Here is a 25,718-nt window from a genome sequence, read left to right on the forward strand (position 1 = left end):
TCCGCACCCAGTTGAACGAGGCGCGCATCGTACGAACATGCGGGGTGTCGTGCGTACTGCGCAGCCTCGCTGCGATAGGCGGACCAGACATTCATGTTGGTCGGCTTGCACGACGGCCCGACGCAATGTGCGCTGCACTGCTGAACGTTGGCGGCGACCGCGGCGCCCAGCCGGCTCGGCAGCCAGGCATGCGGGCGCATATCGTCGCCGATCAGCGGGTGCAGTATGTCGAATCAGGTGTCGCTGTCTGCATCGCTTCCGCGGTCAATGTCGCTGTTGCTTGTGGCTGTCAGGTAGACGGATGCATCGTTGAGCAGCCATGCGTATGCAATCGCCCCTGGGGTCATTGCGTGCGTCGACACTGCGCCGTTGCCTGAAGAAGGCAGGCAGTTGGCCTCGATAGCTGGCTTCAGCTTGTCGTATGCTGCGCGCGCCGCCGCGCCTTTCGGGCGAGCTGCTGTGCGGCTCTCGGAAAGAGCCTGCTGTCTAACCATTGCGATCCTCTCCGTGCGACACCACCCATTTGTGCCGTCGTGTGCTTGGGCCCCGGCGGCTGCGAAGATCGGTGCAAAGGCAAACAGGCGGATTCGATTCTGCATGGGTTGGTGGCGACGCATTGGAGGGTGCCCCTATGTCCTTCGTCAAGCGTTAAGGGCTGACTTGGGTTGGTAAATGGTGCCGTTGCGCAGCATGGCGAACAGGACGTCGCAGCGTCGCCGTGCCAGCGCGATGAGTGCCTGGTTGTGGCGCTTACCTTGCTGGACCTTGCGCGAGTAATAGGCCCGTGAGACTGGGTCTCGTAAGGCGGCGAAGGCGGAGAGGAACAAGGCGCGCTTGAGCACCTTGTTGCCGCGTCTGGATGGGTGCTCGCCACGGATCGACGAGCCTGAGCGCCGGGTGACCGGCGCGAGGCCAGCGTAGGCCGCGAGATGAGCAGCCGAGGCGAAGGCTTTATGGGCGACTTCGGTTAGGAGTCTGGCGGCGGTCCTGACGCCGACTCCCGGCATGCTGGTCAGGACCGGCCAAAGAGGGTGAGCATGCACCAGCCGCTCAACTTCGGCGGCGATTTCGTCACGCTGCTTGCGCAAGGCGGCGAGTTGCTGGGCCAAGCGGGGCATGACGATGGTAGCAGCCTGTGTGCCGGGTACGATCACGGCTTGCTCGCTCAGCGCTTGAACGATTTCGGCCGCTAAGTTCTTGCCCATGCGGGGCGCGAGCTTGGTCAGGCGGTTGGCGAGCGTCTTCTCGCTAGTTGCGGCAAGCGCGGCTGGCGACGGGTAGCGCTCGAGCAGATCGAGCACCGCCGGATGGTCGAGGCGCGGTCCGAGAACGCGCTCGAGCGCAGGATGGATCTGGGTGAGCAGGCCGCGAATGCGGTTGCTGGTTTGAGTGACCTGAGCGGCGAGATCATCATCGAAGCCACACAGCATGGTGAGCTCGGCGAGTTGCTCGTCGGCCAATCGAAGCGAGCGCAGCGTATGCGGCATCGAGCGGGCCGCTTCGGCAATGATCGCGGCATCGCGGGCGTCGGTCTTGGCTTCACCTGCATGCAGATCGGCGATGCGACGCATGGCCAATCCCGGCAAATAGGCGACGAGTACACCTTCAGCGCGGGCGACGGCCACTGGGAGTGCTCCAATAGTGGAAGGCTGGTCGACGACGAACAGGAGTCGGCCATGAGTCTTGAGTTCAGCGATGAGGGCACGCAGCTTGGCCTCGTCGTTGGGTAGCGCCTTGTTGTACAGACGCTTGCCGTTTCGATCGAGTGCGACGGCGTGATGCTGGCCTTTACCGACATCGACGCCGACGAAGACATCGACGGCATCACGTTGTTGTGTGTCTTGCATCGCAGTTTGTGAAGAATGAACGGATTGGCCTGCAACAACGGTGGCAAGTCTCGGCATCCACGTTACGGACGGCGTCGGGATATCCCGGCCAAACCCCTATCAGCGATCACCAGCCACCCACCAGGCCCGGTGACAACACCCCCCGGATCATGACTGCGACTGGGGGCGGGAATCATGCCGGGCCTGGCTGGCCAAAGCCCCGATTATCGGGGCGTGAAGATAGTAACGGGGGCACTCGAGCGAGCGATGGTATCGTGCCGTCCTTATGTTTGTGGCGGGCGGGAAGCACTCGATCGACTTGGTAGTCACTCTGGAGCGTTCGATGGCGAGTGGGCGCAGTCAAACGAGCTGAGGCGATTGACCTCCCGTCAGATCTGGCCACGGTATCGGAATGCGCTGGCGAAGCCGAGGACGCATGTCACTGCCGGGTGCCGCTTCAAGGCGGCGCCACCTCGACTTCGGCCGAGCGAACACCCGATCCAGACCCTGCGAACGCTTCCGGCATGGAAATTGCGAATTTTTTGTCTCTACCCGCTTGGCATTCTGCGCTGTAGGCCGTATGATGGCGGTCTTTCGTTTTCAGCAAAGATGCAAATCGGCGCTGGAGACGGGGTCTGACGAAAATGTGGACGCCAGTCGGCGATCCTCTCGTGCTTGCCTTAGCCGGGCTGGTGCGGGTGTCGGGTGAGTCGAGTCGGTGCGTTGGAAGAGAATGAAAATAATCTTCCGGATGTGCTTGACAAGAGTTCGATGCACCCTCATAATCGTCAGTTCTCTACGGAGGGGTGCCCGAGTGGCTAAAGGGGGCAGACTGTAAATCTGTTGGCTTACGCCTACGTTGGTTCGAATCCAACCTCCTCCACCAAGAACATCAGCGCAGAGAGCGGTAGGGAATCGTTAGTGGCCCGTGCGGGTGTAGCTCAATGGTAGAGCAGAAGCCTTCCAAGCTTACGACGAGGGTTCGATTCCCTTCACCCGCTCCAGTCCGTGTAGTTGAAGCGTAATACCGCCCATGTGGCTCAGTGGTAGAGCACTCCCTTGGTAAGGGAGAGGTCGGCAGTTCGATCCTGCCCATGGGCACCAGCAGTAAAAAGTCAGTGTCTGTTTGCGCGCGGCGCAACCTGTGAATTCCTTTTGGGAGTCGAAAATGGCCAAGGGTAAATTTGAGCGGACCAAGCCGCACGTCAACGTTGGTACGATTGGTCACGTTGACCACGGCAAGACGACGCTGACGGCAGCGATCACGACGGTTCTGACGAAGAAGTTCGGCGGCGAAGCGAAGGCTTACGACCAGATCGACGCGGCACCGGAAGAAAAGGCGCGCGGTATCACGATCAACACGGCACACGTCGAGTACGAAACGGCTAACCGCCACTACGCACACGTCGACTGCCCGGGCCACGCTGACTATGTGAAGAACATGATCACGGGCGCGGCGCAGATGGACGGCGCGATCCTGGTTTGCTCGGCAGCAGACGGCCCGATGCCGCAAACGCGTGAGCACATCCTGCTGGCGCGTCAGGTTGGCGTTCCGTACATCATCGTGTTCCTGAACAAGTGCGACATGGTGGACGACGCTGAACTGCTCGAGCTGGTCGAGATGGAAGTTCGCGAACTCCTGTCGAAGTACGACTTCCCGGGCGACGACACGCCGATCGTGAAGGGTTCGGCCAAGCTGGCGCTGGAAGGCGACACGGGCGAGCTGGGCGAAGTGGCGATCATGAACCTGGCAGACGCACTGGACACGTACATCCCGACGCCGGAGCGTGCAGTTGACGGCGCGTTCCTGATGCCGGTGGAAGACGTGTTCTCGATCTCGGGCCGTGGTACGGTTGTGACGGGTCGTGTCGAGCGCGGCATCGTGAAGGTCGGCGAAGAAATCGAAATCGTCGGTATCAAGCCGACGGTGAAGACGACCTGCACGGGCGTTGAAATGTTCCGCAAGCTGCTGGACCAAGGTCAGGCGGGCGACAACGTTGGTATCCTGCTGCGCGGCACGAAGCGTGAAGACGTGGAGCGTGGCCAGGTTCTGGCGAAGCCGGGTTCGATCACGCCGCACACGCACTTCACGGCTGAAGTGTACGTGCTGAGCAAGGACGAGGGCGGCCGTCACACGCCGTTCTTCAACAACTACCGTCCGCAGTTCTACTTCCGTACGACGGACGTGACGGGCTCGATCGAGCTGCCGAAGGACAAGGAAATGGTGATGCCGGGCGACAACGTGTCGATCACGGTGAAGCTGATCGCTCCGATCGCGATGGAAGAAGGTCTGCGCTTCGCAATCCGCGAAGGTGGCCGTACCGTCGGCGCCGGCGTCGTCGCCAAGATCATCGAGTAAGCCAGTTATTCGTTGATCGACAGTTTTGGGGCTGGCAGCAGCCGGTCCCAACATGGTTTAGGGGTATAGCTCAACTGGCAGAGCGTCGGTCTCCAAAACCGAAGGTTGGGGGTTCGATTCCCTCTGCCCCTGCCAAAAATCGCCACGTGCCACACGTGGCATTTGTTTTAAGGTGTTATGGCGAATCCATCCGTCGAAACTGTAAATACCTCCGGCGATAAGCTGATGCTGGCCCTGGGCGTATTGTTGGTCTTGGCCGGATTCGTGGGCTTCTTCTGGCTGGCCAACCAGCAGTGGTATGTCCGCGGTGCCGCATTGGCGGTAGGTATCATCGCCGGCGTGGCCGTCGGACTGATGTCCGCACCTGGCAAGAGCCTCATCGCATTTGCCAAGGATTCGTACAAGGAAGTCCGCAAGGTCGTTTGGCCCACCCGCAAGGAAGCAACGCAAACCACACTCGTCGTGTTCGGTTTCGTGCTCGTGATGGCGATTTTCCTCTGGTTGAGTGACAAATCGATCGAATGGGTGATTTTCTCGGCGATTCTGGGTTGGAAATGATATGAGCGATACTCCGGCATCCCCGAGCGGAAAGCGTTGGTACGTCGTGCACGCCTACTCCGGTATGGAGAAGAGCGTGCAACGTGCGCTTCAGGAGCGTATCGAACGTGCTGGCATGCAGGACAAATTTGGTCAGATCCTGGTTCCGACCGAGGAAGTGGTCGAAGTAAAGGGTGGTCACAAGGCTGTGACCGAGCGTCGTTTCTTCCCCGGCTACGTGCTGGTGGAAATGGAAATGACGGACGAAACGTGGCACCTCGTGAAGAACACGGCAAAGGTCACCGGTTTCGTCGGCGGTGCGCGTAACCGCCCGACTCCGATTTCCCCGAAGGAAGTCGAAAAAATCATGTCGCAGATGCAGGAAGGCGTTGAGAAACCGCGCCCGAAGACCCTGTTCGAAGTTGGCGAGATGGTGCGTGTCAAGGAAGGTCCTTTCACGGACTTCAACGGCACGGTCGAAGAGGTCAACTACGAAAAATCGCGCGTGCGTGTGTCGGTCACCATCTTTGGCCGCTCCACCCCGGTCGAACTCGAGTTCGGTCAGGTCGAAAAAGTTTGATCCCGATTCGGTGGGCAGCCTCGGCTGCCCACCTTCGCGCTTACGGTCCGCGTTATGACTGTTGAGGAGCGTCAGTAGCCTGCGGCGAAAGCGCGTTATCACTCACCGAACGTCGTCTGACGTTCCAACGAGGTTTTCAAATGGCAAAGAAGATTGTCGGCTTTATCAAGCTGCAGATCCCTGCAGGTAAAGCCAACCCGTCGCCGCCGGTCGGTCCGGCACTGGGCCAGCGCGGCCTGAACATCATGGAGTTCTGCAAGGCGTTCAACGCGCAGACTCAAGGCATGGAGCCGGGTCTGCCGGTGCCGGTGGTCATCACGGCATTCGCTGACAAGAGCTTCACGTTCGTGATGAAGACGCCGCCGGCAACCGTCCTGATCAAGAAGGCGGCGAAGGTGGACAAGGGCTCGAGCAAGCCGCACACCGACAAGGTCGGTTCGATCACGCGCGCTCAAGCCGAAGAAATCGCGAAGACCAAGATGCCGGACCTTACGGCAGCTGATCTGGACGCAGCCGTTCGCACCATCGCTGGTAGCGCACGCTCGATGGGCATCACTGTGGAGGGCGTGTAAATGGCTAAGATCTCCAAGCGCCGTCAGGCATTTGCTGCCAAGGTCGACCGTCAGAAGCTGTACGCGATCGAAGACGCACTGGCACTCGTGAAGGAATGTGCGAGCGCGAAGTTCAACGAGTCGATCGACGTCGCAGTTCAACTCGGCATCGATGCAAAGAAGTCGGACCAGGTCGTTCGTGGTTCGGTCGTTCTTCCGGCAGGTACGGGCAAGTCGGTTCGCGTTGCCGTGTTCGCGCAAGGCGAGAAGGCTGAGCAGGCTCGTGCAGCAGGCGCGGAAATCGTCGGTATGGAAGACCTGGCTGAGCAGATCAAGGCTGGCCAGATGGACTTCGACATCGTGATCGCTTCGCCGGACACGATGCGTATCGTCGGTACGCTCGGTCAGATCCTTGGCCCGCGCGGCCTGATGCCGAACCCGAAGGTCGGTACGGTCACGCCGGACGTTGCGACTGCAGTCAAGAACGCGAAGGCCGGTCAGGTGCAATTCCGTGTCGACAAGGCCGGTATCATCCACGCGACCATCGGCCGTGCATCGTTCGAATCGACCGCGCTGCGTTCGAACCTGTCGGCGCTGATCGAAGCGCTGCAGAAGGCGAAGCCGGCAACGAGCAAGGGCGTCTACCTGCGCAAGATCGCACTGTCGAGCACGATGGGCGTCGGCGTGCGTGTCGACCAGGCTACGCTGGCAGCACAGTAAGCAAGTATTCGGGCTGCTTCGTTCGCGAAGCGGCCTACATGGGCTTTGGGCGGTTGTTCGCGCAGTAGGGCGGGCAACCGGTTATCAAAGACCGTTGGTGGGGCGCAGCAGGCAGGCGATCCCTTAATTCAAGCCAACGCAGATGGCGAACCCGAAAAAGTTTTGCAGTGGTGAAGCCGCAGGTCGTGAAGCGATTCACGGCGTGAGGTGGAAATACTCCTAACGAGGTCGGACGCCGTTGTTGAACGAGGTACGTGAGGTTTCGTGTCATACCGGCATGCCGAACGTATCGTTTCTGGAGGCTAACCGTGCCGCTTAATAGAGAAGACAAGCAAGCCGTCGTCGCTGAGGTTTCCGCGCAAGTCGCGAAGGCTCAGACCGTTGTGCTGGCTGAGTATCGTGGAATTGCGGTTGGCGATCTGACCAAGCTGCGCGCGAAAGCGCGTGAGCAACAGGTTTACCTGCGCGTGTTGAAGAACACGCTGGCGCGTCGCGCTGTTGAAGGTACGCCGTTTGCTCCGCTGGCAGAGCAGATGACTGGTCCGCTGATCTACGGCATCTCGGAAGATGCAATTGCTGCTGCTAAGGTCGTTAACGACTTCAGCAAGAGCAATGACAAGTTGGTCATCAAGGCTGGTTCGTTCGATGGCAAGGTGATGGACAAGGCTGGCGTGCAAGCGCTGGCAAGCATCCCGAGCCGCGAAGAACTGCTCTCGAAGCTGCTGTTCGTTATGCAATCGCCTGTTTCGGGCTTCGCGCGTGCTCTGGCCGCGCTGGCCGAGAAGAAGCAAGCGGAAGCTGCGTAAGCGAACGTGCATCAGCGTTACTGATCGCTGGCTGTATCCGAATTCAATTTAGGAGTATTTCAAATGGCAATCGCAAAAGAAGACATCCTGGCAGCAGTCGAAGGGATGACCGTTCTGGAACTGAACGAACTGGTCAAGGCGTTCGAAGAGAAGTTTGGCGTGTCGGCAGCTGCAGTTGCAGTCGCTGGCCCGGCAGGCGGCGGCGCAGCTGCTGCAGCAGAAGAGAAGACCGAATTCACGGTCGTCCTGGCTGAAGCAGGCAGCAACAAGGTTGCAGTCATCAAGGCAGTTCGCGAACTGACGGGCCTGGGCCTGAAGGAAGCGAAGGACGTCGTTGACGGCGCACCGAAGGCTGTCAAGGAAGGCGTCGACAAGGCTGCTGCTGAAGAAGCCAAGAAGAAGCTGGAAGAAGCAGGCGCGAAGGTCGAAGTCAAGTAAGTTTCGACGCGCTGTGCGAAGGCTGGCGGTATTTTCACCGCCGGCCTTTTTGTGCTTTGTGGGGACGTTATTCTGGCACTCTTTTGGGAGCCCGAATAATCGGCCCCAGAGGCCAAAGAAAACCGCCAAATCGTTGTCAGTGGTCACGATTGGCGTTTCTCTTTGTCTTCTGAAGCGACTGCAGAAGGCAAGTTTGGTCGGGTAGCGGGCAACACAGGCATCCGCTGCCGTCAGCCAGCGGTTGGTAGCGGCCAACCACCAAGCTTCTCGGCTCGTTCAAGCCATCGGGCGGCCATCGGGTCTCAGTCGGTGAACACTCGGGTTTGAAACGTCCAGGTATCCCGCCTCGACAGCACCCGCCGTGATTCGGAGATCGTATGCAATATTCCTTCACCGAGAAGAAGCGCATTCGCAAGAGTTTCGCGAAGCGCCCCATCGTTCACCAAGTTCCGTTCTTGCTGGCTACCCAGCTTGAATCATTCAGCACGTTTCTGCAAGCTGATGTGCCGGCCACGCAACGCAAGCCTGAAGGTTTGCAGGCCGCATTCACATCGGTATTTCCCATTGTTTCGCACAACGGTTTCGCGCGCCTCGAGTTCGTGAGCTATGCGTTGTCCGCGCCGGCATTCAACATCAAGGAATGCCAGCAGCGCGGCCTGACGTACTGTTCCGCACTGCGCGCGAAGGTCCGCCTCGTCATCCTCGACAAGGAATCGCCGAACAAGCCGGTCGTCAAGGAAGTGAAAGAGCAGGAAGTGTACATGGGCGAAATGCCGCTCATGACGCCGACGGGTTCGTTCGTCATCAACGGCACCGAGCGTGTCATCGTCTCGCAGCTGCACCGCTCGCCGGGCGTGTTCTTCGAACACGACAAGGGCAAGACGCACAGCTCCGGCAAGCTGCTGTTCTCGGCACGGATCATTCCGTACCGCGGCTCGTGGCTCGACTTCGAATTCGATCCGAAGGACATCCTGTACTTCCGTGTCGACCGTCGCCGCAAGATGCCGGTCACGATCCTGCTGAAGGCCATCGGCCTCACGCCGGAGCAGATCCTCGCGAACTTCTTCGTCTTCGACAACTTCACGCTGATGGACGAAGGCGCGCAACTCGAGTTCGTGCCCGAGCGCCTGCGTGGTGAAGTCGCGCGTTTCGACATCACGGATCGTGATGGCAAGGTCATCGTCCAGAAGGACAAGCGGATCAACGCGAAGCACATTCGCGACCTCGAAGCCGCGAAGACCAAGTTCATCTCGGTGCCGGAAGACTATCTGCTCGGCCGCGTGCTGGCGAAGAACGTCGTCGACGGCGACACCGGCGAAGTGATCGCGAGCGCGAACGACGAAGTCACGGAAAGCGTGCTCGAGAAGCTGCGCGAAGCGGGCATCAAGGACATCCAGACGCTCTACACGAACGATCTGGACCAGGGTCCGTACATCTCGTCGACGCTGCGTGTCGACGAAACGACCGACAAGACGGCCGCGCGCATTGCGATCTACCGCATGATGCGTCCGGGCGAGCCGCCGACCGAAGAAGCGGTCGAGGCGCTGTTCAATCGTCTGTTCTACAGCGAAGAAGCGTACGACCTGTCGAAGGTCGGCCGTATGAAGTTCAACCGCCGCGTCAGCCGTGACGAGATCACCGGCCCGATGACGCTGCAGGACGACGACATTCTCGCGACGATCAAGATCCTCGTCGAGCTGCGCAACGGCAAGGGCGAAGTGGACGATATCGACCACCTCGGCAACCGTCGTGTGCGTTGCGTCGGCGAACTGGCGGAAAACCAGTTCCGCGCGGGTCTCGTGCGTGTCGAGCGCGCGGTCAAGGAACGCCTCGGCCAGGCCGAAAGCGAAAACCTGATGCCGCACGACCTGATCAACTCGAAGCCGATTTCGTCGGCAATCCGCGAGTTCTTCGGTTCGTCGCAGCTGTCGCAGTTCATGGACCAGACCAACCCGCTGTCGGAAATCACGCACAAGCGTCGCGTTTCCGCACTGGGCCCGGGCGGTCTGACGCGCGAACGCGCAGGCTTTGAAGTGCGTGACGTGCACCCGACCCACTACGGCCGCGTGTGCCCGATCGAAACGCCGGAAGGTCCGAACATCGGCCTGATCAACTCGCTCGCACTGTACGCGCACCTGAACGAGTACGGCTTCCTCGAGACGCCGTACCGCAAGGTCGTGGACAGCAAGGTGACCGACCAGATCGATTACCTGTCGGCGATCGAAGAAGGCCGCTACATGATCGCTCAGGCCAACGCCGCGATCGACGAGAACGGCCAGCTGATCGACGAACTCGTGTCGTCGCGTGAAGCCGGCGAAACGATGATGGTCACGCCAGACCGTATCCAGTACATGGACGTCGCGCCGTCGCAGATCGTGTCGGTTGCAGCTTCGCTGATTCCGTTCCTCGAGCACGATGACGCGAACCGTGCACTGATGGGTTCGAACATGCAGCGTCAGGCCGTGCCGTGTCTGCGTCCGGAGAAGCCGGTGGTCGGTACGGGCATCGAGCGTACCTGCGCGGTCGACTCGGGCACGACGGTTCAGGCGTTCCGTGGCGGCGTCGTCGACTATGTCGACGCAGGCCGTATCGTGATTCGCGTGAACGACGACGAAGCAGTCGCGGGTGAAGTCGGTGTCGACATCTACAACCTGATCAAGTACACGCGTTCGAACCAGAACACGAACATCAACCAGCGTCCGATCGTGAAGATGGGCGACAAGGTCTCACGCGGCGACGTGCTGGCCGACGGCGCCTCGACGGACCTGGGCGAGCTCGCGCTCGGCCAGAACATGCTGATCGCGTTCATGCCGTGGAACGGCTACAACTTCGAGGATTCGATCCTGATCTCGGAGAAGGTCGTGGCCGACGATCGTTATACGTCGATCCACATCGAAGAGCTGAACGTCGTTGCACGCGACACGAAGCTTGGGCCGGAAGAAATCACGCGCGACATCTCGAACCTGGCGGAAGTCCAGCTCGGCCGTCTCGACGAATCGGGCATCGTGTACATCGGTGCCGAAGTCGAAGCGGGCGACGTGCTGGTCGGCAAGGTCACGCCGAAGGGCGAAACCCAGCTGACGCCGGAAGAGAAGCTGCTGCGCGCGATCTTCGGCGAGAAGGCTTCGGACGTGAAGGACACGTCGCTGCGCGTGCCGTCGGGCATGAACGGCACCGTGATCGACGTCCAGGTGTTCACGCGTGAAGGCATCCAGCGCGACAAGCGTGCGCAACAGATCATCGACGACGAACTGAAGCGCTACCGTCTCGACCTGAACGACCAGTTGCGCATCGTGGAAGGCGACGCGTTCCAGCGTCTCGCACGCATGCTGGTGGGCAAGGTCGCGAACGGCGGTCCGAAGAAGCTCGCGAAGGGCACGAAGATCGACCAGGCTTACCTGGAAGACCTCGACCACTACCACTGGTTCGACATCCGCCTGGCGGAAGACGAAGCGGCGGCGCAGCTCGAAGCGATCAAGAACTCGATCGAAGAGAAGCGTCACCAGTTCGACCTCGCGTTCGAAGAGAAGCGCAAGAAGCTCACGCAAGGCGACGAACTGCCGCCGGGCGTGCTGAAGATGGTCAAGGTGTACCTCGCGGTGAAGCGTCGTCTGCAGCCTGGCGACAAGATGGCAGGCCGTCACGGTAACAAGGGTGTCGTGTCGAAGATCGTTCCGATCGAAGACATGCCGTACATGGCCGATGGCCGTCCGGCAGACGTCGTGCTGAACCCGCTGGGCGTTCCGTCGCGGATGAACGTGGGTCAGGTTCTGGAAGTGCACCTCGGCTGGGCCGCGAAGGGCCTCGGCTGGCGTATCGGCGAAATGCTGCAGCGTCAGGCGAAGATCGAGGAACTGCGCGTATTCCTGACGAAGATCTATAACGATTCGGGCCGTAAGGAAGATCTGGAAAGCTTCAGCGACGACGAGATCCTCGAACTCGCGAAGAATCTGCGCGAAGGCGTGCCGTTCGCGACGCCGGTGTTCGACGGTGCGACCGAGGAAGAAATGGGCAAGATGCTCGACCTCGCGTTCCCGGACGAGATCGCCGAACAGCTCGGCATGAACCCGTCGAAGAACCAGGTCCGCCTGTACGACGGCCGCACGGGTGAAATGTTCGAACGTCGCGTGACGCTTGGCTACATGCACTACCTGAAACTGCACCACTTGGTCGACGACAAGATGCACGCGCGTTCGACCGGCCCGTACTCGCTCGTCACGCAGCAGCCGCTGGGTGGTAAGGCGCAGTTCGGTGGCCAGCGTTTCGGTGAAATGGAAGTGTGGGCACTTGAAGCGTATGGCGCGTCCTACGTGCTGCAGGAAATGCTGACGGTGAAGTCGGACGACGTGAATGGCCGGACCAAGGTTTATGAAAACCTCGTCAAGGGCGATCACGTGATCGATGCAGGCATGCCGGAATCCTTCAACGTGCTCGTGAAGGAAATCCGCTCGCTCGGTATCGATATCGATCTCGACCGCAATTAATCGGACTACGGAGAGAAGGCAATGAAAGCTCTGCTCGATCTATTCAAGCAAGTCCAACAGGAAGAAGTTTTCGACGCGATCAAGATCGGTCTGGCCTCGCCGGACAAGATCCGTTCGTGGTCGTTCGGCGAAGTGAAGAAGCCGGAGACCATCAACTACCGTACGTTCAAACCGGAACGCGATGGTCTGTTCTGCGCGAAGATCTTCGGGCCGATCAAGGACTACGAGTGCCTGTGCGGCAAGTACAAGCGCCTGAAGCACCGCGGCGTGATCTGCGAGAAGTGCGGCGTCGAAGTGACGCTGGCGAAGGTGCGTCGCGAACGCATGGGCCACATCGAACTGGCCTCGCCGGTCGCGCACATCTGGTTCCTGAAGTCGCTGCCGTCGCGTCTGGGCATGGTGCTCGACATGACGCTGCGCGACATCGAGCGCGTGCTGTACTTCGAAGCATACGTGGTGATCGAACCGGGCATGACGCCGCTGAAGGCGCGGCAGATCATGACCGAAGAGGATTACTACAACAAGGTCGAGGAATACGGCGACGAATTCCGTGCCGAAATGGGCGCGGAAGGCGTGCGTGAACTGCTGCGCGCGATCAACATCGACGAGCAGGTCGAGACGCTGCGCACCGAGCTGAAGAACACCGGCTCGGAAGCGAAGATCAAGAAGTACGCGAAGCGCCTGAAGGTCCTCGAGGCATTCCAGCGCTCGGGCATCAAGCCCGAGTGGATGATCCTCGAAGTGCTGCCGGTGCTGCCGCCGGAACTGCGCCCGCTCGTGCCGCTGGATGGCGGCCGTTTCGCGACGTCGGACCTGAACGACCTGTATCGCCGCGTGATCAACCGTAACAACCGGTTGAAGCGTCTGCTCGAGCTGAAGGCGCCTGAAATCATCGTCCGCAATGAAAAGCGGATGCTGCAGGAAGCCGTCGACTCGCTGCTCGACAACGGTCGTCGCGGCAAGGCGATGACGGGCGCGAACAAGCGTCCGCTGAAGTCGCTCGCCGACATGATCAAGGGTAAGGGCGGTCGTTTCCGTCAGAACCTGCTGGGCAAGCGCGTCGACTACTCGGGCCGTTCGGTCATCGTGGTCGGCCCGACGCTGAAGCTGCACCAGTGCGGTCTGCCGAAGCTGATGGCGCTCGAACTGTTCAAGCCGTTCATCTTCAACAAGCTGGAAGTGATGGGCGTCGCGACGACCATCAAGGCTGCGAAGAAGGAGGTCGAGAACCAGACGCCGGTGGTGTGGGACATCCTCGAAGAGGTGATCCGCGAGCACCCGGTGATGCTGAACCGCGCGCCGACGCTGCACCGTCTCGGTATCCAGGCGTTCGAGCCGGTGCTGATCGAAGGCAAGGCAATTCAGCTGCACCCGCTCGTTTGCGCGGCGTTCAACGCCGACTTCGACGGTGACCAGATGGCCGTTCACGTGCCGCTGTCGCTCGAAGCGCAGATGGAAGCGCGCACGCTGATGCTCGCGTCGAACAACGTGCTGTTCCCGGCCAACGGCGATCCGTCGATCGTGCCGTCGCAGGATATCGTGCTGGGTCTGTACTACGCGACCCGCGAAGCGATCAACGGCAAGGGCGAAGGTCTGTCGTTCACCGGCGTGTCGGAAGTGATCCGTGCGTACGAGAACAAGGAAGTCGAGCTGGCATCGCGCGTCAACGTGCGGATCACCGAAATGGTCCGCAACGAAGACACGTCGGAAGGCGCGCCGGAATTCGTGCCGAAGATCTCGCTGTACGCGACGACCGTCGGTCGCGCGATTCTGTCGGAGATCCTGCCGCACGGTCTGCCGTTCTCGGTGCTGAACAAGCCGCTGAAGAAGAAGGAAATCTCGCGCCTGATCAACACCGCATTCCGCAAGTGCGGTCTGCGTGCGACGGTCGTGTTCGCCGACCAGTTGATGCAGTCGGGTTTCCGTCTCGCGACGCGCGCCGGTATTTCGATCTGCGTGGACGACATGCTGGTGCCGCCGCAGAAGGAAACGATTGTCGGCGACGCCGCAAAGAAGGTGAAGGAGTACGACCGCCAGTACATGTCGGGTCTCGTCACCGCGCAGGAACGCTACAACAACGTGGTCGACATCTGGTCGGCAACGTCGGAAGCGGTCGGCAAGGCGATGATGGAGCAGCTGTCGACGGAGCCGGTGACGGACCGCGACGGCAACGAGACGCGCCAGGAGTCGTTCAACTCGATCTACATGATGGCCGACTCGGGCGCCCGGGGCTCCGCGGTGCAGATTCGTCAGCTGGCCGGTATGCGAGGCCTGATGGCGAAGCCGGACGGCTCGATTATCGAGACGCCGATTACCGCGAACTTCCGCGAAGGCCTGAACGTGTTGCAGTACTTCATCTCGACCCACGGTGCACGTAAGGGTCTGGCTGATACGGCACTGAAGACCGCGAACTCGGGTTACCTGACGCGTCGTCTCGTCGACGTCACGCAGGATCTGGTGGTGGTCGAGGACGATTGCGGCACGTCGAACGGCGTCGCGATGAAGGCGCTGGTCGAAGGCGGTGAAGTCGTCGAAGCGCTGCGCGACCGTATCCTCGGCCGCGTCGCGGTCGCGGACGTCGTGAATCCGGAAACGCAGGAAACGCTGTACGAATCGGGCACGCTGCTCGACGAAACGGCGGTCGAGGAAATCGAACGCCTCGGCATCGACGAAGTGCGCGTGCGCACGCCGCTGACCTGCGAAACGCGTTACGGTCTGTGCGCGTCGTGCTACGGCCGTGACCTCGGCCGCGGCTCGCTCGTGAACGTCGGCGAAGCAGTCGGCGTGATCGCGGCACAGTCGATCGGTGAACCGGGCACGCAGCTGACGATGCGTACGTTCCACATCGGTGGTGCGGCATCGCGTGCGGCAGTGGCGTCGTCGGTCGAAGCGAAGAGCAACGGTATCGTGCGTTTCACGGCGACGATGCGTTACGTCACGAACGCGAAGGGCGAGCAGATCGTCATTTCGCGTTCGGGCGAAGCGCTGATCACCGACGATATCGGCCGCGAGCGCGAACGTCACAAAATCCCGTACGGCGCGACGCTGCTGCAGCTTGACGGCGCAACGATCAAGGCTGGTACGCAGCTGGCGACGTGGGACCCGATGACGCGTCCGATCATCACCGAGTACGGTGGTACGGTGAAGTTCGAGAACGTCGAGGAAGGCGTGACCGTCGCGAAGCAGATCGACGACGTGACCGGCCTGTCGACGCTGGTCGTGATCGACGTGAAGCGTCGTGGTTCGCAAGCCTCGAAGAGCGTGCGTCCGCAGGTGAAACTGCTCGACGCGAACGGCGACGAAGTGAAGATCCCGGGCACCGAGCACGCAGTGCAGATCGGCTTCCAGGTCGGCGCGCTGATCACCGTGAAGGACGGCCAGCAGGTGCAGGTGGGTGAAGTGCTCGCACGTATCCCGACCGAAGCGCAGAAGACGCGTGACATTACCGGCGGTCTGCCGCGGGTGGCGGAACTGTTCGAAGCGCGTTCACCGAAGGATGCCGGCATTCTCGCGGAAGTCACCGGTACGACGTCGTTCGGCAAGGACACGAAGGGCAAGCAGCGTCTCGTCATCACGGACCTCGAAGGCAATCAGCACGAGTTCCTGATCGCGAAGGAAAAGCAGGTTCTGGTCCACGATGCTCAGGTCGTCAACAAGGGCGAAATGATCGTGGACGGTCCGGCCGATCCGCACGACATCCTGCGTCTGCAGGGTATCGAGGCGCTGTCGCGCTACATCGTCGACGAAGTGCAGGACGTGTACCGTCTGCAGGGCGTGAAGATCAACGACAAGCACATCGAGGTGATCGTTCGCCAGATGCTGCGTCGTGTGCAGATCACCGACAACGGCGATACGCGCTTCATCCCGGGCGAACAGGTCGAGCGTTCCGACATGCTGGACGAGAACGATCGCATGATCGCCGAGGGCAAGCGCCCGGCTTCGTACGACAACGTGCTGCTCGGTATCACGAAGGCATCGCTGTCGACCGACTCGTTCATCTCCGCGGCATCGTTCCAGGAAACGACCCGCGTGCTGACCGAAGCGGCGATCATGGGCAAGCGCGACGATCTGCGTGGCCTGAAGGAAAACGTGATCGTCGGCCGTCTGATCCCGGCCGGTACGGGTCTCGCGTTCCACAAGGCGCGCAAGGCGAAGGAAATGTCCGACCGCGAGCGTTTCGATCAGATCGCAGCGGAAGAGGCATTCGACTTCGGTACGCCGAGCACGCCGGCAGAAGAGCCGCAACACCCGGCAGCCGAGTAAGCACGGGCGGCGTGGGCCGCCTTGCTATCTCGCTGTCACCGAAACCGCCCGGTTCCGCCGGGCGGTTTTTTTTTATCCGTCGTTTACGCGCATGACGGGCTTGTCGCACGGTTGCTGCAGGACCGTCATGCGCGCGCACGACCCCTGTCCGATTGGCCAACATCGCACGATTCGCCGCGCGCCGCGCGAGCGGGTTGTTAAAATTACGGTCATCGTTCCGCCGTCCTCGTTCTCATTCATGTCCCGCGCCCTCGAAATCCTCGACGAAGTCTTTGGTTACTCCGCATTTCGCGGCCAGCAGGGGGAGATCGTCGAGCATGTCGCCGGCGGCGGCGATTGCCTCGTGCTGATGCCGACGGGCGGCGGCAAGTCGCTGTGCTACCAGATTCCGGCGCTGCTGCGCCGCGAGGCCGGGCAGGGCGCAGGCGTCGTCGTGTCGCCGCTGATCGCGCTGATGCAGGACCAGGTCGCTGCGCTCAGCGAAGTCGGCGTGCGCGCGGCTTACCTGAATTCGACGCTGTCGGGCGCTGAGGCCGCGGCAACCGAGCGGGCGCTGCGCGAAGGCGAGATCGACCTGTTGTACGTCGCGCCCGAGCGACTGATGACCGGGCGCTTTCTCGAACTGCTCGAGCGTGCGAAGATCGGCCTGTTCGCGATCGACGAGGCGCACTGCGTGTCGCAGTGGGGGCATGACTTCCGTCCCGAATACATCCAGTTGTCGGTACTGCACGAGCGTTTTCCGTCGGTGCCGCGGATTGCGTTGACGGCCACCGCGGACGCGATCACGCGCGACGAGATCATTCATCGTCTCGCGCTCGACGATGCGCGCGTGTTCGTTTCGAGTTTCGATCGGCCGAATATCCGCTACCGGATCGTCGAAAAGGACAACGCGCGGTCGCAGCTTCTCGATTTCATCCGGGCCGAGCACACGAACGCGGACGGCACCACCGACGCGGGCGTCGTGTACTGCCTGTCGCGCCGCAAGGTCGAGGAAACGGCCGAATGGCTGAAGGCACAGGGCGTGCGCGCGCTGCCGTATCACGCGGGAATGGAGTTCGAGGTGCGGCAGAAGCACCAGGAAATGTTCCAGCGCGAGGAAGGCATCGTGATGTGCGCGACGATTGCGTTCGGTATGGGCATCGACAAGCCCGACGTGCGTTTCGTCGCGCACCTCGATTTGCCGAAGAGCGTCGAGGGCTACTACCAGGAAACTGGCCGCGCGGGCCGCGACGGCATGCCGGCGAACGCATGGATGGCCTATGGCCTCGGCGACGTCGTCCAGCAGCGCAAGATGATCGACGAGTCCGATGCGGACGACGCGCATAAGCGCGTGCAGACGTCGAAGCTCGATGCGTTGCTCGGGCTGTGCGAGACGATCTCGTGCCGGCGTGTGCGGCTGCTGAACTATTTCGGCGAGGCGAGCCAGCCGTGTGGCAACTGCGACACCTGCATCGAGCCACCCGATTCCTGGGACGCGACGCGCGAGGCGCAGATGGCGTTGTCGTGCGTGTTTCGCGCGCAGCGTGCGAGCGGCTTCAATTTCGGCTCGAGCCATCTGATCGAAATCCTGCGCGGCGGCCGCACCGAGAAGGTGCTGCAGCGCGGTCACGACCAGCTCAGCACGTTCGGGATCGGCGCGTCGCTGTCCGAGCCCGAATGGCGCGCGATTTTCCGGCAACTCGTCGCGTACGGCTATCTGGCGGTCGACCACGGCGGTTTCGGCGCGCTCATGCTGACCGAGGCCGCGAAGCCGGTGCTGAAGAACGAGGAGAAGGTGACGCTGCGCCGCTACGTGAAGCCGCAGCGCACGCGCCAGTCGTCGAGCCGCAGCGGCACGCGCGTCGACCCGACGGCCGGCATGGGCACGCGCGAACGTGCCCGCTGGGACGCGCTGCGCGCCTGGCGTGCGGAAACCGCGAAGTCCGATGGCGTGCCGGCCTACGTGATCTTCCACGACGCGACGCTCGCCGAGATCGCGCGCAACGCGCCCGAGACCATCGACGACCTGCGTCACATTCCCGGCATGGGCGTACGCAAGCTCGAACGCTTCGGCGACGAGATCATCGACGTCGTCGAATCGGCATGACGCAGATGTTCCGACCCCTCCGGTAAACCGCCCGCGCGGCTGGCAAATCACGCAAGCCGTTGACTTAGTTGGTATTTCCGGAATATGATGTTGGGTTCCGGTATTCGGTGGGCCGAGTCGCGTTCGAAGGTTCGCACCCGATTCGCCGGTTCGGAAGTCAACTGTGCGCCGATTCTCGCTTTGCCCGAAATCGATGTGCAGATTTTGTTCAATTTCAGGAATAAACAATGCCAACCATCAACCAACTGGTTCGCAAAGGCCGTCAGTCGGAAACGACGAAGAGCAAGAGCCCGGCCCTGCAGGACTGCCCCCAGCGTCGCGGCGTGTGCACCCGTGTGTACACGACGACGCCGAAGAAGCCGAACTCGGCACTCCGTAAGGTCGCCAAGGTTCGTCTGACGAACGGCTTCGAAGTGATTTCGTACATCGGCGGTGAAGGCCACAACCTGCAGGAACACTCGGTTGTGCTGATCCGCGGCGGCCGTGTGAAGGACTTGCCGGGTGTGCGTTACCACATGGTTCGCGGCTCGCTGGATACCCAGGGCGTCAAGGACCGTAAGCAAGCGCGCTCGAAGTACGGCGCGAAGCGTGCAAAGGCTGCCAAGTAAGCAGTTTTTGATCAGGGATCGCCGCAGGGCGGTCAAGGCGGGAGTGCCGGATTGCCGGTGCTGTCGAGTAAGTGGTCACCCGGCCAAGCTGGTTAGTCGTGAAGATGTGATCGGGTTTGTTGGTGGCCGCGGGGCTGAATACAGCTCCAACTGAACAGGTAAAGGAAGAATCATGCCGCGTCGTCGCGAAGTCCCCAAGCGGGAAGTGTTGCCGGATCCGAAGTTCGGCAACGTTGATGTAGCCAAGTTCATGAACATGCTGATGCTGTCCGGCAAGAAGTCGGTCGCAGAGCGCATCGTTTATGGCGCATTCGAACAAATCCAGACCAAGGGTGGCAAGGACCCGCTGGAAGTGTTCACCGTTGCGCTCAACAACGTGAAGCCGGTGGTCGAAGTGAAGAGCCGCCGCGTTGGTGGTGCCAACTATCAAGTTCCGGTCGAAGTGCGTCCGTCGCGTCGTATGGCATTGGCGATGCGCTGGCTGCGTGAGGCTGCGAAGAAGCGTAGCGAGAAGTCGATGGCTCTGCGCCTGGCAGGCGAACTCTCCGAAGCGGCTGAAGGCCGTGGCGGCGCGATGAAGAAGCGCGACGAAGTTCACCGCATGGCAGAAGCCAACCGCGCGTTCTCGCATTTCCGTTTCTAAGCGCCTGGCTGGGCTGTTTGCGGAAATAAATTCCGGGCGGGTGCGCTTTTCAGGCGCCTCGCCCGTTTGTGTTGAAGCACGATGCAGCTGGGCTGCATCGTGCCATCCCAGTAGAGGATCAAAGTGGCTCGCAAGACTCCTATCGAGCGCTACCGCAATATCGGTATTAGCGCTCACATCGACGCCGGCAAAACGACGACGACCGAGCGCATTCTGTTTTACACCGGTGTGAACCACAAGATCGGTGAAGTCCACGACGGCGCAGCAACGATGGACTGGATGGAGCAGGAGCAGGAGCGTGGCATCACGATCACGTCCGCTGCTACCACGGCCTTCTGGAAGGGCATGGGCGGCAACTATCCGGAACACCGCATCAACATCATCGACACCCCGGGTCACGTCGACTTCACGATTGAAGTGGAGCGTTCGATGCGCGTGCTCGACGGTGCGTGCATGGTGTATTGCGCAGTGGGTGGCGTGCAGCCGCAGTCGGAAACGGTGTGGCGCCAGGCTAACAAGTACAAGGTGCCCCGTCTCGCGTTCGTCAACAAGATGGACCGTACCGGCGCGAACTTCTTCAAGGTCTACGACCAGCTCCGTCTGCGCCTGAAGGCTAATCCGGTTCCGGTCGTGGTGCCGATCGGCGCGGAAGAAAACTTCAAGGGCGTCGTCGACCTGATCAAGATGAAGGCGATCATTTGGGACGAAGCGTCGCAAGGCACGAAGTTCGACTACGTCGACATCCCGGCCGAGCTCGCAGAGACCTGCAAGGAATGGCGCGAAAAGATGGTCGAAGTGGCTGCTGAAGCCAGTGAAGACCTGATGAACAAGTACCTGGAAGAAGGCGATCTGCCGGAAGCCGACATCGTCAAGGCGCTGCGCGACCGTACGATCGCGTGCGAAATCCAGCCGATGCTGTGCGGTACCGCGTTCAAGAACAAGGGCGTGCAGCGTATGCTCGACGCCGTGATCGACTTCCTGCCGTCGCCGGTCGACATTCCGCCGGTCAAGGGCGAACTCGAAAACGGTGAAGCAGCAGAGCGCAAGGCTTCGGACGACGAGAAGTTCTCGTCGCTCGCGTTCAAGATCATGACCGACCCGTTCGTCGGCCAACTGATCTTCTTCCGTGTGTACTCGGGCGTCGTCAACTCGGGCGATACGCTGCTGAACTCGACCAAGGGCAAGAAGGAACGCCTCGGCCGTATTCTGCAGATGCACGCGAACCAGCGTGAAGAAATCAAGGAAGTCCGTGCAGGCGACATCGCAGCTGCGGTCGGCTTGAAGGAAGCAACCACGGGCGACACGCTGTGCGACCCGGCGAACCCGATCGTTCTCGAGCGCATGGTGTTCCCGGAGCCGGTGATTTCGCAGGCTGTCGAGCCGAAGACCAAGGCTGACCAGGAAAAGATGGGCCTCGCGCTGAACCGTCTGGCGCAGGAAGACCCGTCGTTCCGCGTGCAGACCGACGAAGAGTCGGGCCAGACCATCATTTCGGGCATGGGCGAGCTCCACCTCGAAATTCTGGTCGACCGGATGAAGCGTGAATTCGGCGTGGAAGCGACCGTCGGCAAGCCGCAGGTTGCATACCGCGAAACGATCCGTTCGACGGCGAAGGACGTCGACGGCAAGTTCGTCAAGCAGTCGGGTGGTCGCGGCCAGTACGGTCACGCGGTCATCACGCTCGAGCCGAACGAACAAGGCAAGGGCTACGAGTTCTTCGACGAGATCAAGGGTGGTGTGATTCCGCGTGAATACATCCCGGCGGTCGACAAGGGTATCCAGGACACGCTGAAGTCGGGCGTGCTGGCCGGCTTCCCGGTCGTCGACGTGAAGGTTCACCTGACGTTCGGTTCGTACCACGACGTTGACTCGAACGAAAACGCGTTCCGCATGGCCGGTTCGATGGCGTTCAAGGAAGCGATGCGCAAGGCGAACCCGGTCGTCCTCGAGCCGATGATGGCTGTCGAAGTCGAGACGCCGGAAGACTACATGGGCAACGTGATGGGCGACCTGTCGGGCCGTCGCGGCATCGTCCAAGGCATGGAAGACATGGTTGGCGGCGGCAAGATCGTTCGCGCCGAAGTGCCGCTGTCGGAAATGTTCGGTTACTCGACGTCGCTGCGTTCGCTGACGCAAGGTCGTGCAACGTACACGATGGAGTTCAAGCACTACGCTGAAGCTCCGCGCAACGTTGCTGAAGCGATCATCAGCGCGAAGTCGAAGTAAATCTGTAGCTACCAACCGATATTTTTTGAAAGAAGAGAATCATGGCAAAAGGTAAATTTGAGCGGACCAAGCCGCACGTCAACGTTGGTACGATTGGTCACGTTGACCACGGCAAGACGACGCTGACGGCAGCGATCACGACGGTTCTGACGAAGAAGTTCGGCGGCGAAGCGAAGGCTTACGACCAGATCGACGCGGCACCGGAAGAAAAGGCGCGCGGTATCACGATCAACACGGCACACGTCGAGTACGAAACGGCTAACCGCCACTACGCACACGTCGACTGCCCGGGCCACGCTGACTATGTGAAGAACATGATCACGGGCGCGGCGCAGATGGACGGCGCGATCCTGGTTTGCTCGGCAGCAGACGGCCCGATGCCGCAAACGCGTGAGCACATCCTGCTGGCGCGTCAGGTTGGCGTTCCGTACATCATCGTGTTCCTGAACAAGTGCGACATGGTGGACGACGCTGAACTGCTCGAGCTGGTCGAGATGGAAGTTCGCGAACTCCTGTCGAAGTACGACTTCCCGGGCGACGACACGCCGATCGTGAAGGGTTCGGCCAAGCTGGCGCTGGAAGGCGACACGGGCGAGCTGGGCGAAGTGGCGATCATGAACCTGGCAGACGCACTGGACACGTACATCCCGACGCCGGAGCGTGCAGTTGACGGCGCGTTCCTGATGCCGGTGGAAGACGTGTTCTCGATCTCGGGCCGTGGTACGGTTGTGACGGGTCGTGTCGAGCGCGGCATCGTGAAGGTCGGCGAAGAAATCGAAATCGTCGGTATCAAGCCGACGGTGAAGACGACCTGCACGGGCGTTGAAATGTTCCGCAAGCTGCTGGACCAAGGTCAGGCGGGCGACAACGTTGGTATCCTGCTGCGCGGCACGAAGCGTGAAGACGTGGAGCGTGGCCAGGTTCTGGCGAAGCCGGGTTCGATCACGCCGCACACGCACTTCACGGCTGAAGTGTACGTGCTGAGCAAGGACGAGGGCGGCCGTCACACGCCGTTCTTCAACAACTACCGTCCGCAGTTCTACTTCCGTACGACGGACGTGACGGGCTCGATCGAGCTGCCGAAGGACAAGGAAATGGTGATGCCGGGCGACAACGTGTCGATCACGGTGAAGCTGATCGCTCCGATCGCGATGGAAGAAGGTCTGCGCTTCGCAATCCGCGAAGGTGGCCGTACCGTCGGCGCCGGCGTCGTCGCCAAGATCATCGAGTAATATCGACGATTCGTGGATCCCGCCGGGGTCCGCGATTCCGCGGTAGGCAGTTTTACCGTCGAAACCGGGTGTCCAGTTTGATCGGGCACCCGGTTTTGTTTTTGTTGTGCGCTGTGCGCACCTCGAGAAACCCGCACCACCACTCCGGATTTTCGTGTAGAATCGCGGGCTTAGCAGTGGAAGTGCCGTTCGGAATCTGGTGCCTCGCTCCCCGCGGGCAACCTGTTTCGCGTTCTTTTAGTGTCCGGCGATGCAACATCGCCTCGCTCTTTTCAAGGAATCGTCATGCAGCAACAGAAAATCCGCATTCGCCTGAAGGCTTTCGACTATCGTCTGATCGATCAATCGGCTGCCGAGATCGTCGATACCGCGAAGCGGACTGGCGCAATCGTCCGTGGCCCGGTGCCGCTGCCGACGCGCATTCAGCGTTTTGACATCCTGCGTTCGCCGCACGTCAACAAGACGTCGCGCGATCAGCTCGAAATCCGTACCCACCAGCGCTTGATGGACATCGTCGATCCGACCGACAAGACGGTTGACGCGCTGATGAAGCTCGATCTGCCGGCTGGCGTCGACGTGGAAATCAAGCTGCAGTAAGGCTTTGGGCGTCAGCCGGTTTCCCGAGTGGCGCTAAGTCTTTGTATTGCTTGCGGAAATCGAGAAGTCGGGCTATACTGCTTGGCTTTTCGTGCATTCGCGAAAAAAAGTTGGGCCTTGCGTGCCCGGCATTTTGTAAATCAGCCCCGACCAATCGCAGTCGGGAATGGAGAAAATGATGAGCCTTGGACTCGTAGGTCGCAAGGTTGGCATGACCCGTATCTTCACGGCTGAAGGGGATTCGATTCCCGTCACCGTGCTGGACGTGTCGGACAACCGCGTGACGCAGATCAAGACTGTTGAAACCGACGGCTACACGGCCGTGCAGGTTGCATTCGGCTCCCGCCGCGCATCGCGCGTGACGAAGCCGCTGGCAGGTCATCTCGCCAAAGCCGGTGTCGAAGCCGGTGAAATCCTCAAGGAATTCCGCATTGACGCGGCCAAGGCAGCCGAGCTGTCGAATGGCGCCGTGGTCGGTGCTGATCTTTTCGAAGTGGGCCAGAAGGTCGACGTGCAGGGCGTGTCGATCGGTAAGGGCTACGCCGGTACGATCAAGCGTTACAACTTCTCCTCGGGTCGTGCTACCCACGGTAACTCGCGCTCGCACAACGTGCCGGGCTCGATCGGTATGGCGCAGGATCCGGGTCGTGTTTTCCCGGGTAAGCGCATGACGGGTCACCTCGGTGACGTTACGGTGACGGTGCAGAACCTCGAAATCGCTCGTATCGACGCAGAGCGCAAGCTGCTGCTCGTCAAGGGTGCGATTCCGGGCGCGAAGGGCGGCAAGGTTTTCGTGACGCCGGCCGTCAAGACCAAGGGGGCGAAATAATGGAACTCAAGCTCCTGAACGAAAATGGTCAGGAAGGTGCGGTGGTCAACGCGTCGGACGTCGTGTTCGGTCGTGACTACAACGAAGCGCTGATCCACCAGGTCGTCGTTGCGTACCAGGCGAATGCTCGCCAGGGTAACCGCGCACAGAAGGACCGCGAGCAAGTCAAGCACACCACCAAGAAGCCGTGGCGTCAGAAGGGTACGGGCCGCGCTCGTGCCGGTATGTCGTCGAGCCCGTTGTGGCGTGGCGGTGGTCGTATCTTCCCGAACTCGCCGGAAGAAAACTTCTCGCACAAGGTCAACAAGAAGATGCATCGCGCAGGTCTCTGCTCGATCTTCTCGCAGCTGGCCCGTGAAGGCCGTCTGTCGGTCGTCGAGGACATCATCCTCGAAGCGCCGAAGACCAAGCTGCTGGCCGACAAATTCAAGACCATGGGTCTCGACTCCGTTCTGATCATCACGGATACGGTCGACGAGAACCTGTACCTGGCTTCGCGCAACCTGCCGCACGTGGCGATTGTCGAGCCGCGCTACGCTGACCCGCTGTCGCTGATCTACTTCAAGAAAGTGCTGGTCACGAAGGCTGCGGTCGCCCAGATCGAGGAGTTGCTGTCATGAGCGAGATTCGCAAGAACGATCATCGTTTGATGCAGGTCCTGCTCGCGCCGGTGATTTCGGAAAAGGCGACGCTGGTTGCCGACAAGAACGAGCAAGTCGTGTTCGAAGTCGCACCGGATGCCACGAAGCAGGAAGTGAAGGCGGCTGTCGAGCTGCTGTTCAAGGTTGAAGTTGATTCGGTCAACGTGCTGGTTCAGAAGGGCAAGCAAAAGCGCTTCGGCCGTTCGATGGGCCGCCGTAAGGACGTGAAGAAGGCGTACGTTTGCCTGAAGCCCGGCCAGGAAATCAACTTTGAAGCGGAGGCCAAGTAATC

Annotated in this window: 20 protein-coding genes and 4 tRNA genes; 22 read left to right on the plus strand and 2 right to left on the minus strand. The window is 60.9% G+C overall.

What is annotated here, in order from left to right; genetic code table 11:
• Positions 1-233 precede the first annotated feature (233 nt).
• Together J7024_RS18250 and J7024_RS18255 are read right to left on the minus strand one after the other, a co-directional pair.
• Positions 234-494 carry a hypothetical protein gene (locus J7024_RS18250; protein ID WP_124831030.1) on the minus strand — a complete coding sequence of 87 codons (261 nt, stop codon included), beginning with the start codon at positions 492-494 and terminating at the stop codon, positions 234-236.
• A gap of 147 nt (positions 495-641) precedes the next feature.
• A complete protein-coding gene (locus J7024_RS18255; protein ID WP_234745346.1) occupies positions 642-1,847 on the minus strand; it encodes an IS110 family transposase in 1,206 nt (401 codons plus the stop codon).
• A 779-nt stretch (positions 1,848-2,626) separates the two neighbouring features.
• On the opposite strand from J7024_RS18255, the gene J7024_RS18260 reads away from it, so the two are divergent.
• The 22 genes from J7024_RS18260 to rplW all read left to right on the plus strand — a co-directional run bounded on the left by J7024_RS18260 (position 2,627) and on the right by rplW (position 25,716).
• Positions 2,627-2,712, plus strand: a tRNA-Tyr gene (locus tag J7024_RS18260).
• Positions 2,713-2,756: 44 nt separating this feature from the next.
• Positions 2,757-2,830 (plus strand) — tRNA-Gly (locus J7024_RS18265).
• Positions 2,831-2,855: 25 nt separating this feature from the next.
• Positions 2,856-2,930: transfer RNA gene (locus tag J7024_RS18270), tRNA-Thr, on the plus strand.
• Positions 2,931-2,994: 64 nt separating this feature from the next.
• The gene (tuf, locus tag J7024_RS18275) at positions 2,995-4,185 is read left to right on the plus strand and encodes an elongation factor Tu (RefSeq protein WP_017333531.1); all 1,191 of its coding nucleotides are present in this window, start codon (positions 2,995-2,997) and stop codon (positions 4,183-4,185) included.
• Positions 4,186-4,244: 59 nt separating this feature from the next.
• A tRNA-Trp gene (locus tag J7024_RS18280) sits at positions 4,245-4,320 on the plus strand.
• A gap of 42 nt (positions 4,321-4,362) precedes the next feature.
• Positions 4,363-4,743: a preprotein translocase subunit SecE gene (gene secE / locus J7024_RS18285; protein ID WP_006482892.1), complete on the plus strand. Its 381-nt coding sequence runs from the start codon at positions 4,363-4,365 to the stop codon at positions 4,741-4,743.
• A gap of 1 nt (position 4,744) precedes the next feature.
• Positions 4,745-5,302 carry a transcription termination/antitermination protein NusG gene (nusG, locus tag J7024_RS18290; RefSeq protein ID WP_006400672.1) on the plus strand — a complete coding sequence of 186 codons (558 nt, stop codon included), beginning with the start codon at positions 4,745-4,747 and terminating at the stop codon, positions 5,300-5,302.
• 140 nt (positions 5,303-5,442) lie between these two features.
• The gene (rplK, locus tag J7024_RS18295; RefSeq protein WP_006753591.1) at positions 5,443-5,874 is read left to right on the plus strand and encodes a 50S ribosomal protein L11; all 432 of its coding nucleotides are present in this window, start codon (positions 5,443-5,445) and stop codon (positions 5,872-5,874) included.
• Positions 5,875-6,573, plus strand: coding sequence for a 50S ribosomal protein L1 (gene rplA, locus J7024_RS18300; protein ID WP_017333534.1), 699 nt, complete (start codon positions 5,875-5,877; stop codon positions 6,571-6,573).
• 308 nt (positions 6,574-6,881) lie between these two features.
• On the plus strand, positions 6,882-7,379 hold the full coding sequence (gene rplJ, locus J7024_RS18305; RefSeq protein ID WP_021161756.1) for a 50S ribosomal protein L10: 498 nt from the start codon (positions 6,882-6,884) through the stop codon (positions 7,377-7,379).
• A gap of 63 nt (positions 7,380-7,442) precedes the next feature.
• Positions 7,443-7,817, plus strand: a complete 375-nt coding sequence (gene rplL / locus J7024_RS18310) for a 50S ribosomal protein L7/L12 (protein WP_021161757.1) — start codon at positions 7,443-7,445, stop codon at positions 7,815-7,817.
• A 377-nt stretch (positions 7,818-8,194) separates the two neighbouring features.
• Positions 8,195-12,301, plus strand: a complete 4,107-nt coding sequence (gene rpoB, locus J7024_RS18315; protein WP_124828708.1) for a DNA-directed RNA polymerase subunit beta — start codon at positions 8,195-8,197, stop codon at positions 12,299-12,301.
• A gap of 21 nt (positions 12,302-12,322) precedes the next feature.
• Positions 12,323-16,564, plus strand: a complete 4,242-nt coding sequence (rpoC, locus tag J7024_RS18320) for a DNA-directed RNA polymerase subunit beta' (RefSeq protein WP_124828707.1) — start codon at positions 12,323-12,325, stop codon at positions 16,562-16,564.
• Positions 16,565-16,802: 238 nt separating this feature from the next.
• Positions 16,803-18,650, plus strand: a complete 1,848-nt coding sequence (gene recQ, locus J7024_RS18325) for a DNA helicase RecQ (RefSeq protein WP_124828706.1) — start codon at positions 16,803-16,805, stop codon at positions 18,648-18,650.
• Positions 18,651-18,877: 227 nt separating this feature from the next.
• Positions 18,878-19,258 carry a 30S ribosomal protein S12 gene (gene rpsL / locus J7024_RS18330; protein WP_006400662.1) on the plus strand — a complete coding sequence of 127 codons (381 nt, stop codon included), beginning with the start codon at positions 18,878-18,880 and terminating at the stop codon, positions 19,256-19,258.
• 172 nt (positions 19,259-19,430) lie between these two features.
• Complete coding sequence (rpsG, locus tag J7024_RS18335) at positions 19,431-19,901, plus strand: 30S ribosomal protein S7 (RefSeq protein ID WP_006477195.1); 471 nt, start codon at positions 19,431-19,433, stop codon at positions 19,899-19,901.
• Positions 19,902-20,024: 123 nt separating this feature from the next.
• Complete coding sequence (gene fusA, locus J7024_RS18340; protein ID WP_124828704.1) at positions 20,025-22,127, plus strand: elongation factor G; 2,103 nt, start codon at positions 20,025-20,027, stop codon at positions 22,125-22,127.
• Positions 22,128-22,168: 41 nt separating this feature from the next.
• Complete coding sequence (gene tuf / locus J7024_RS18345) at positions 22,169-23,359, plus strand: elongation factor Tu (protein ID WP_017333531.1); 1,191 nt, start codon at positions 22,169-22,171, stop codon at positions 23,357-23,359.
• Positions 23,360-23,644: 285 nt separating this feature from the next.
• The gene (gene rpsJ / locus J7024_RS18350; RefSeq protein ID WP_004199280.1) at positions 23,645-23,956 is read left to right on the plus strand and encodes a 30S ribosomal protein S10; all 312 of its coding nucleotides are present in this window, start codon (positions 23,645-23,647) and stop codon (positions 23,954-23,956) included.
• Between the two features lie 178 nt (positions 23,957-24,134).
• The gene (rplC, locus tag J7024_RS18355) at positions 24,135-24,785 is read left to right on the plus strand and encodes a 50S ribosomal protein L3 (RefSeq protein WP_006752926.1); all 651 of its coding nucleotides are present in this window, start codon (positions 24,135-24,137) and stop codon (positions 24,783-24,785) included.
• Positions 24,785-25,405 carry a 50S ribosomal protein L4 gene (gene rplD / locus J7024_RS18360; protein WP_006477192.1) on the plus strand — a complete coding sequence of 207 codons (621 nt, stop codon included), beginning with the start codon at positions 24,785-24,787 and terminating at the stop codon, positions 25,403-25,405. Before rplC ends, rplD begins: the two co-directional genes overlap by 1 nt.
• The gene (gene rplW, locus J7024_RS18365) at positions 25,402-25,716 is read left to right on the plus strand and encodes a 50S ribosomal protein L23 (protein ID WP_004199275.1); all 315 of its coding nucleotides are present in this window, start codon (positions 25,402-25,404) and stop codon (positions 25,714-25,716) included. The genes rplD and rplW overlap by 4 nt, the downstream gene beginning before the upstream one ends.
• Positions 25,717-25,718 lie beyond the last annotated feature (2 nt).

The organism is Burkholderia sp. WTPI3 (genome assembly GCF_021483755.1).
Taxonomy (GTDB): Bacteria; Pseudomonadota; Gammaproteobacteria; order Burkholderiales; family Burkholderiaceae; genus Burkholderia.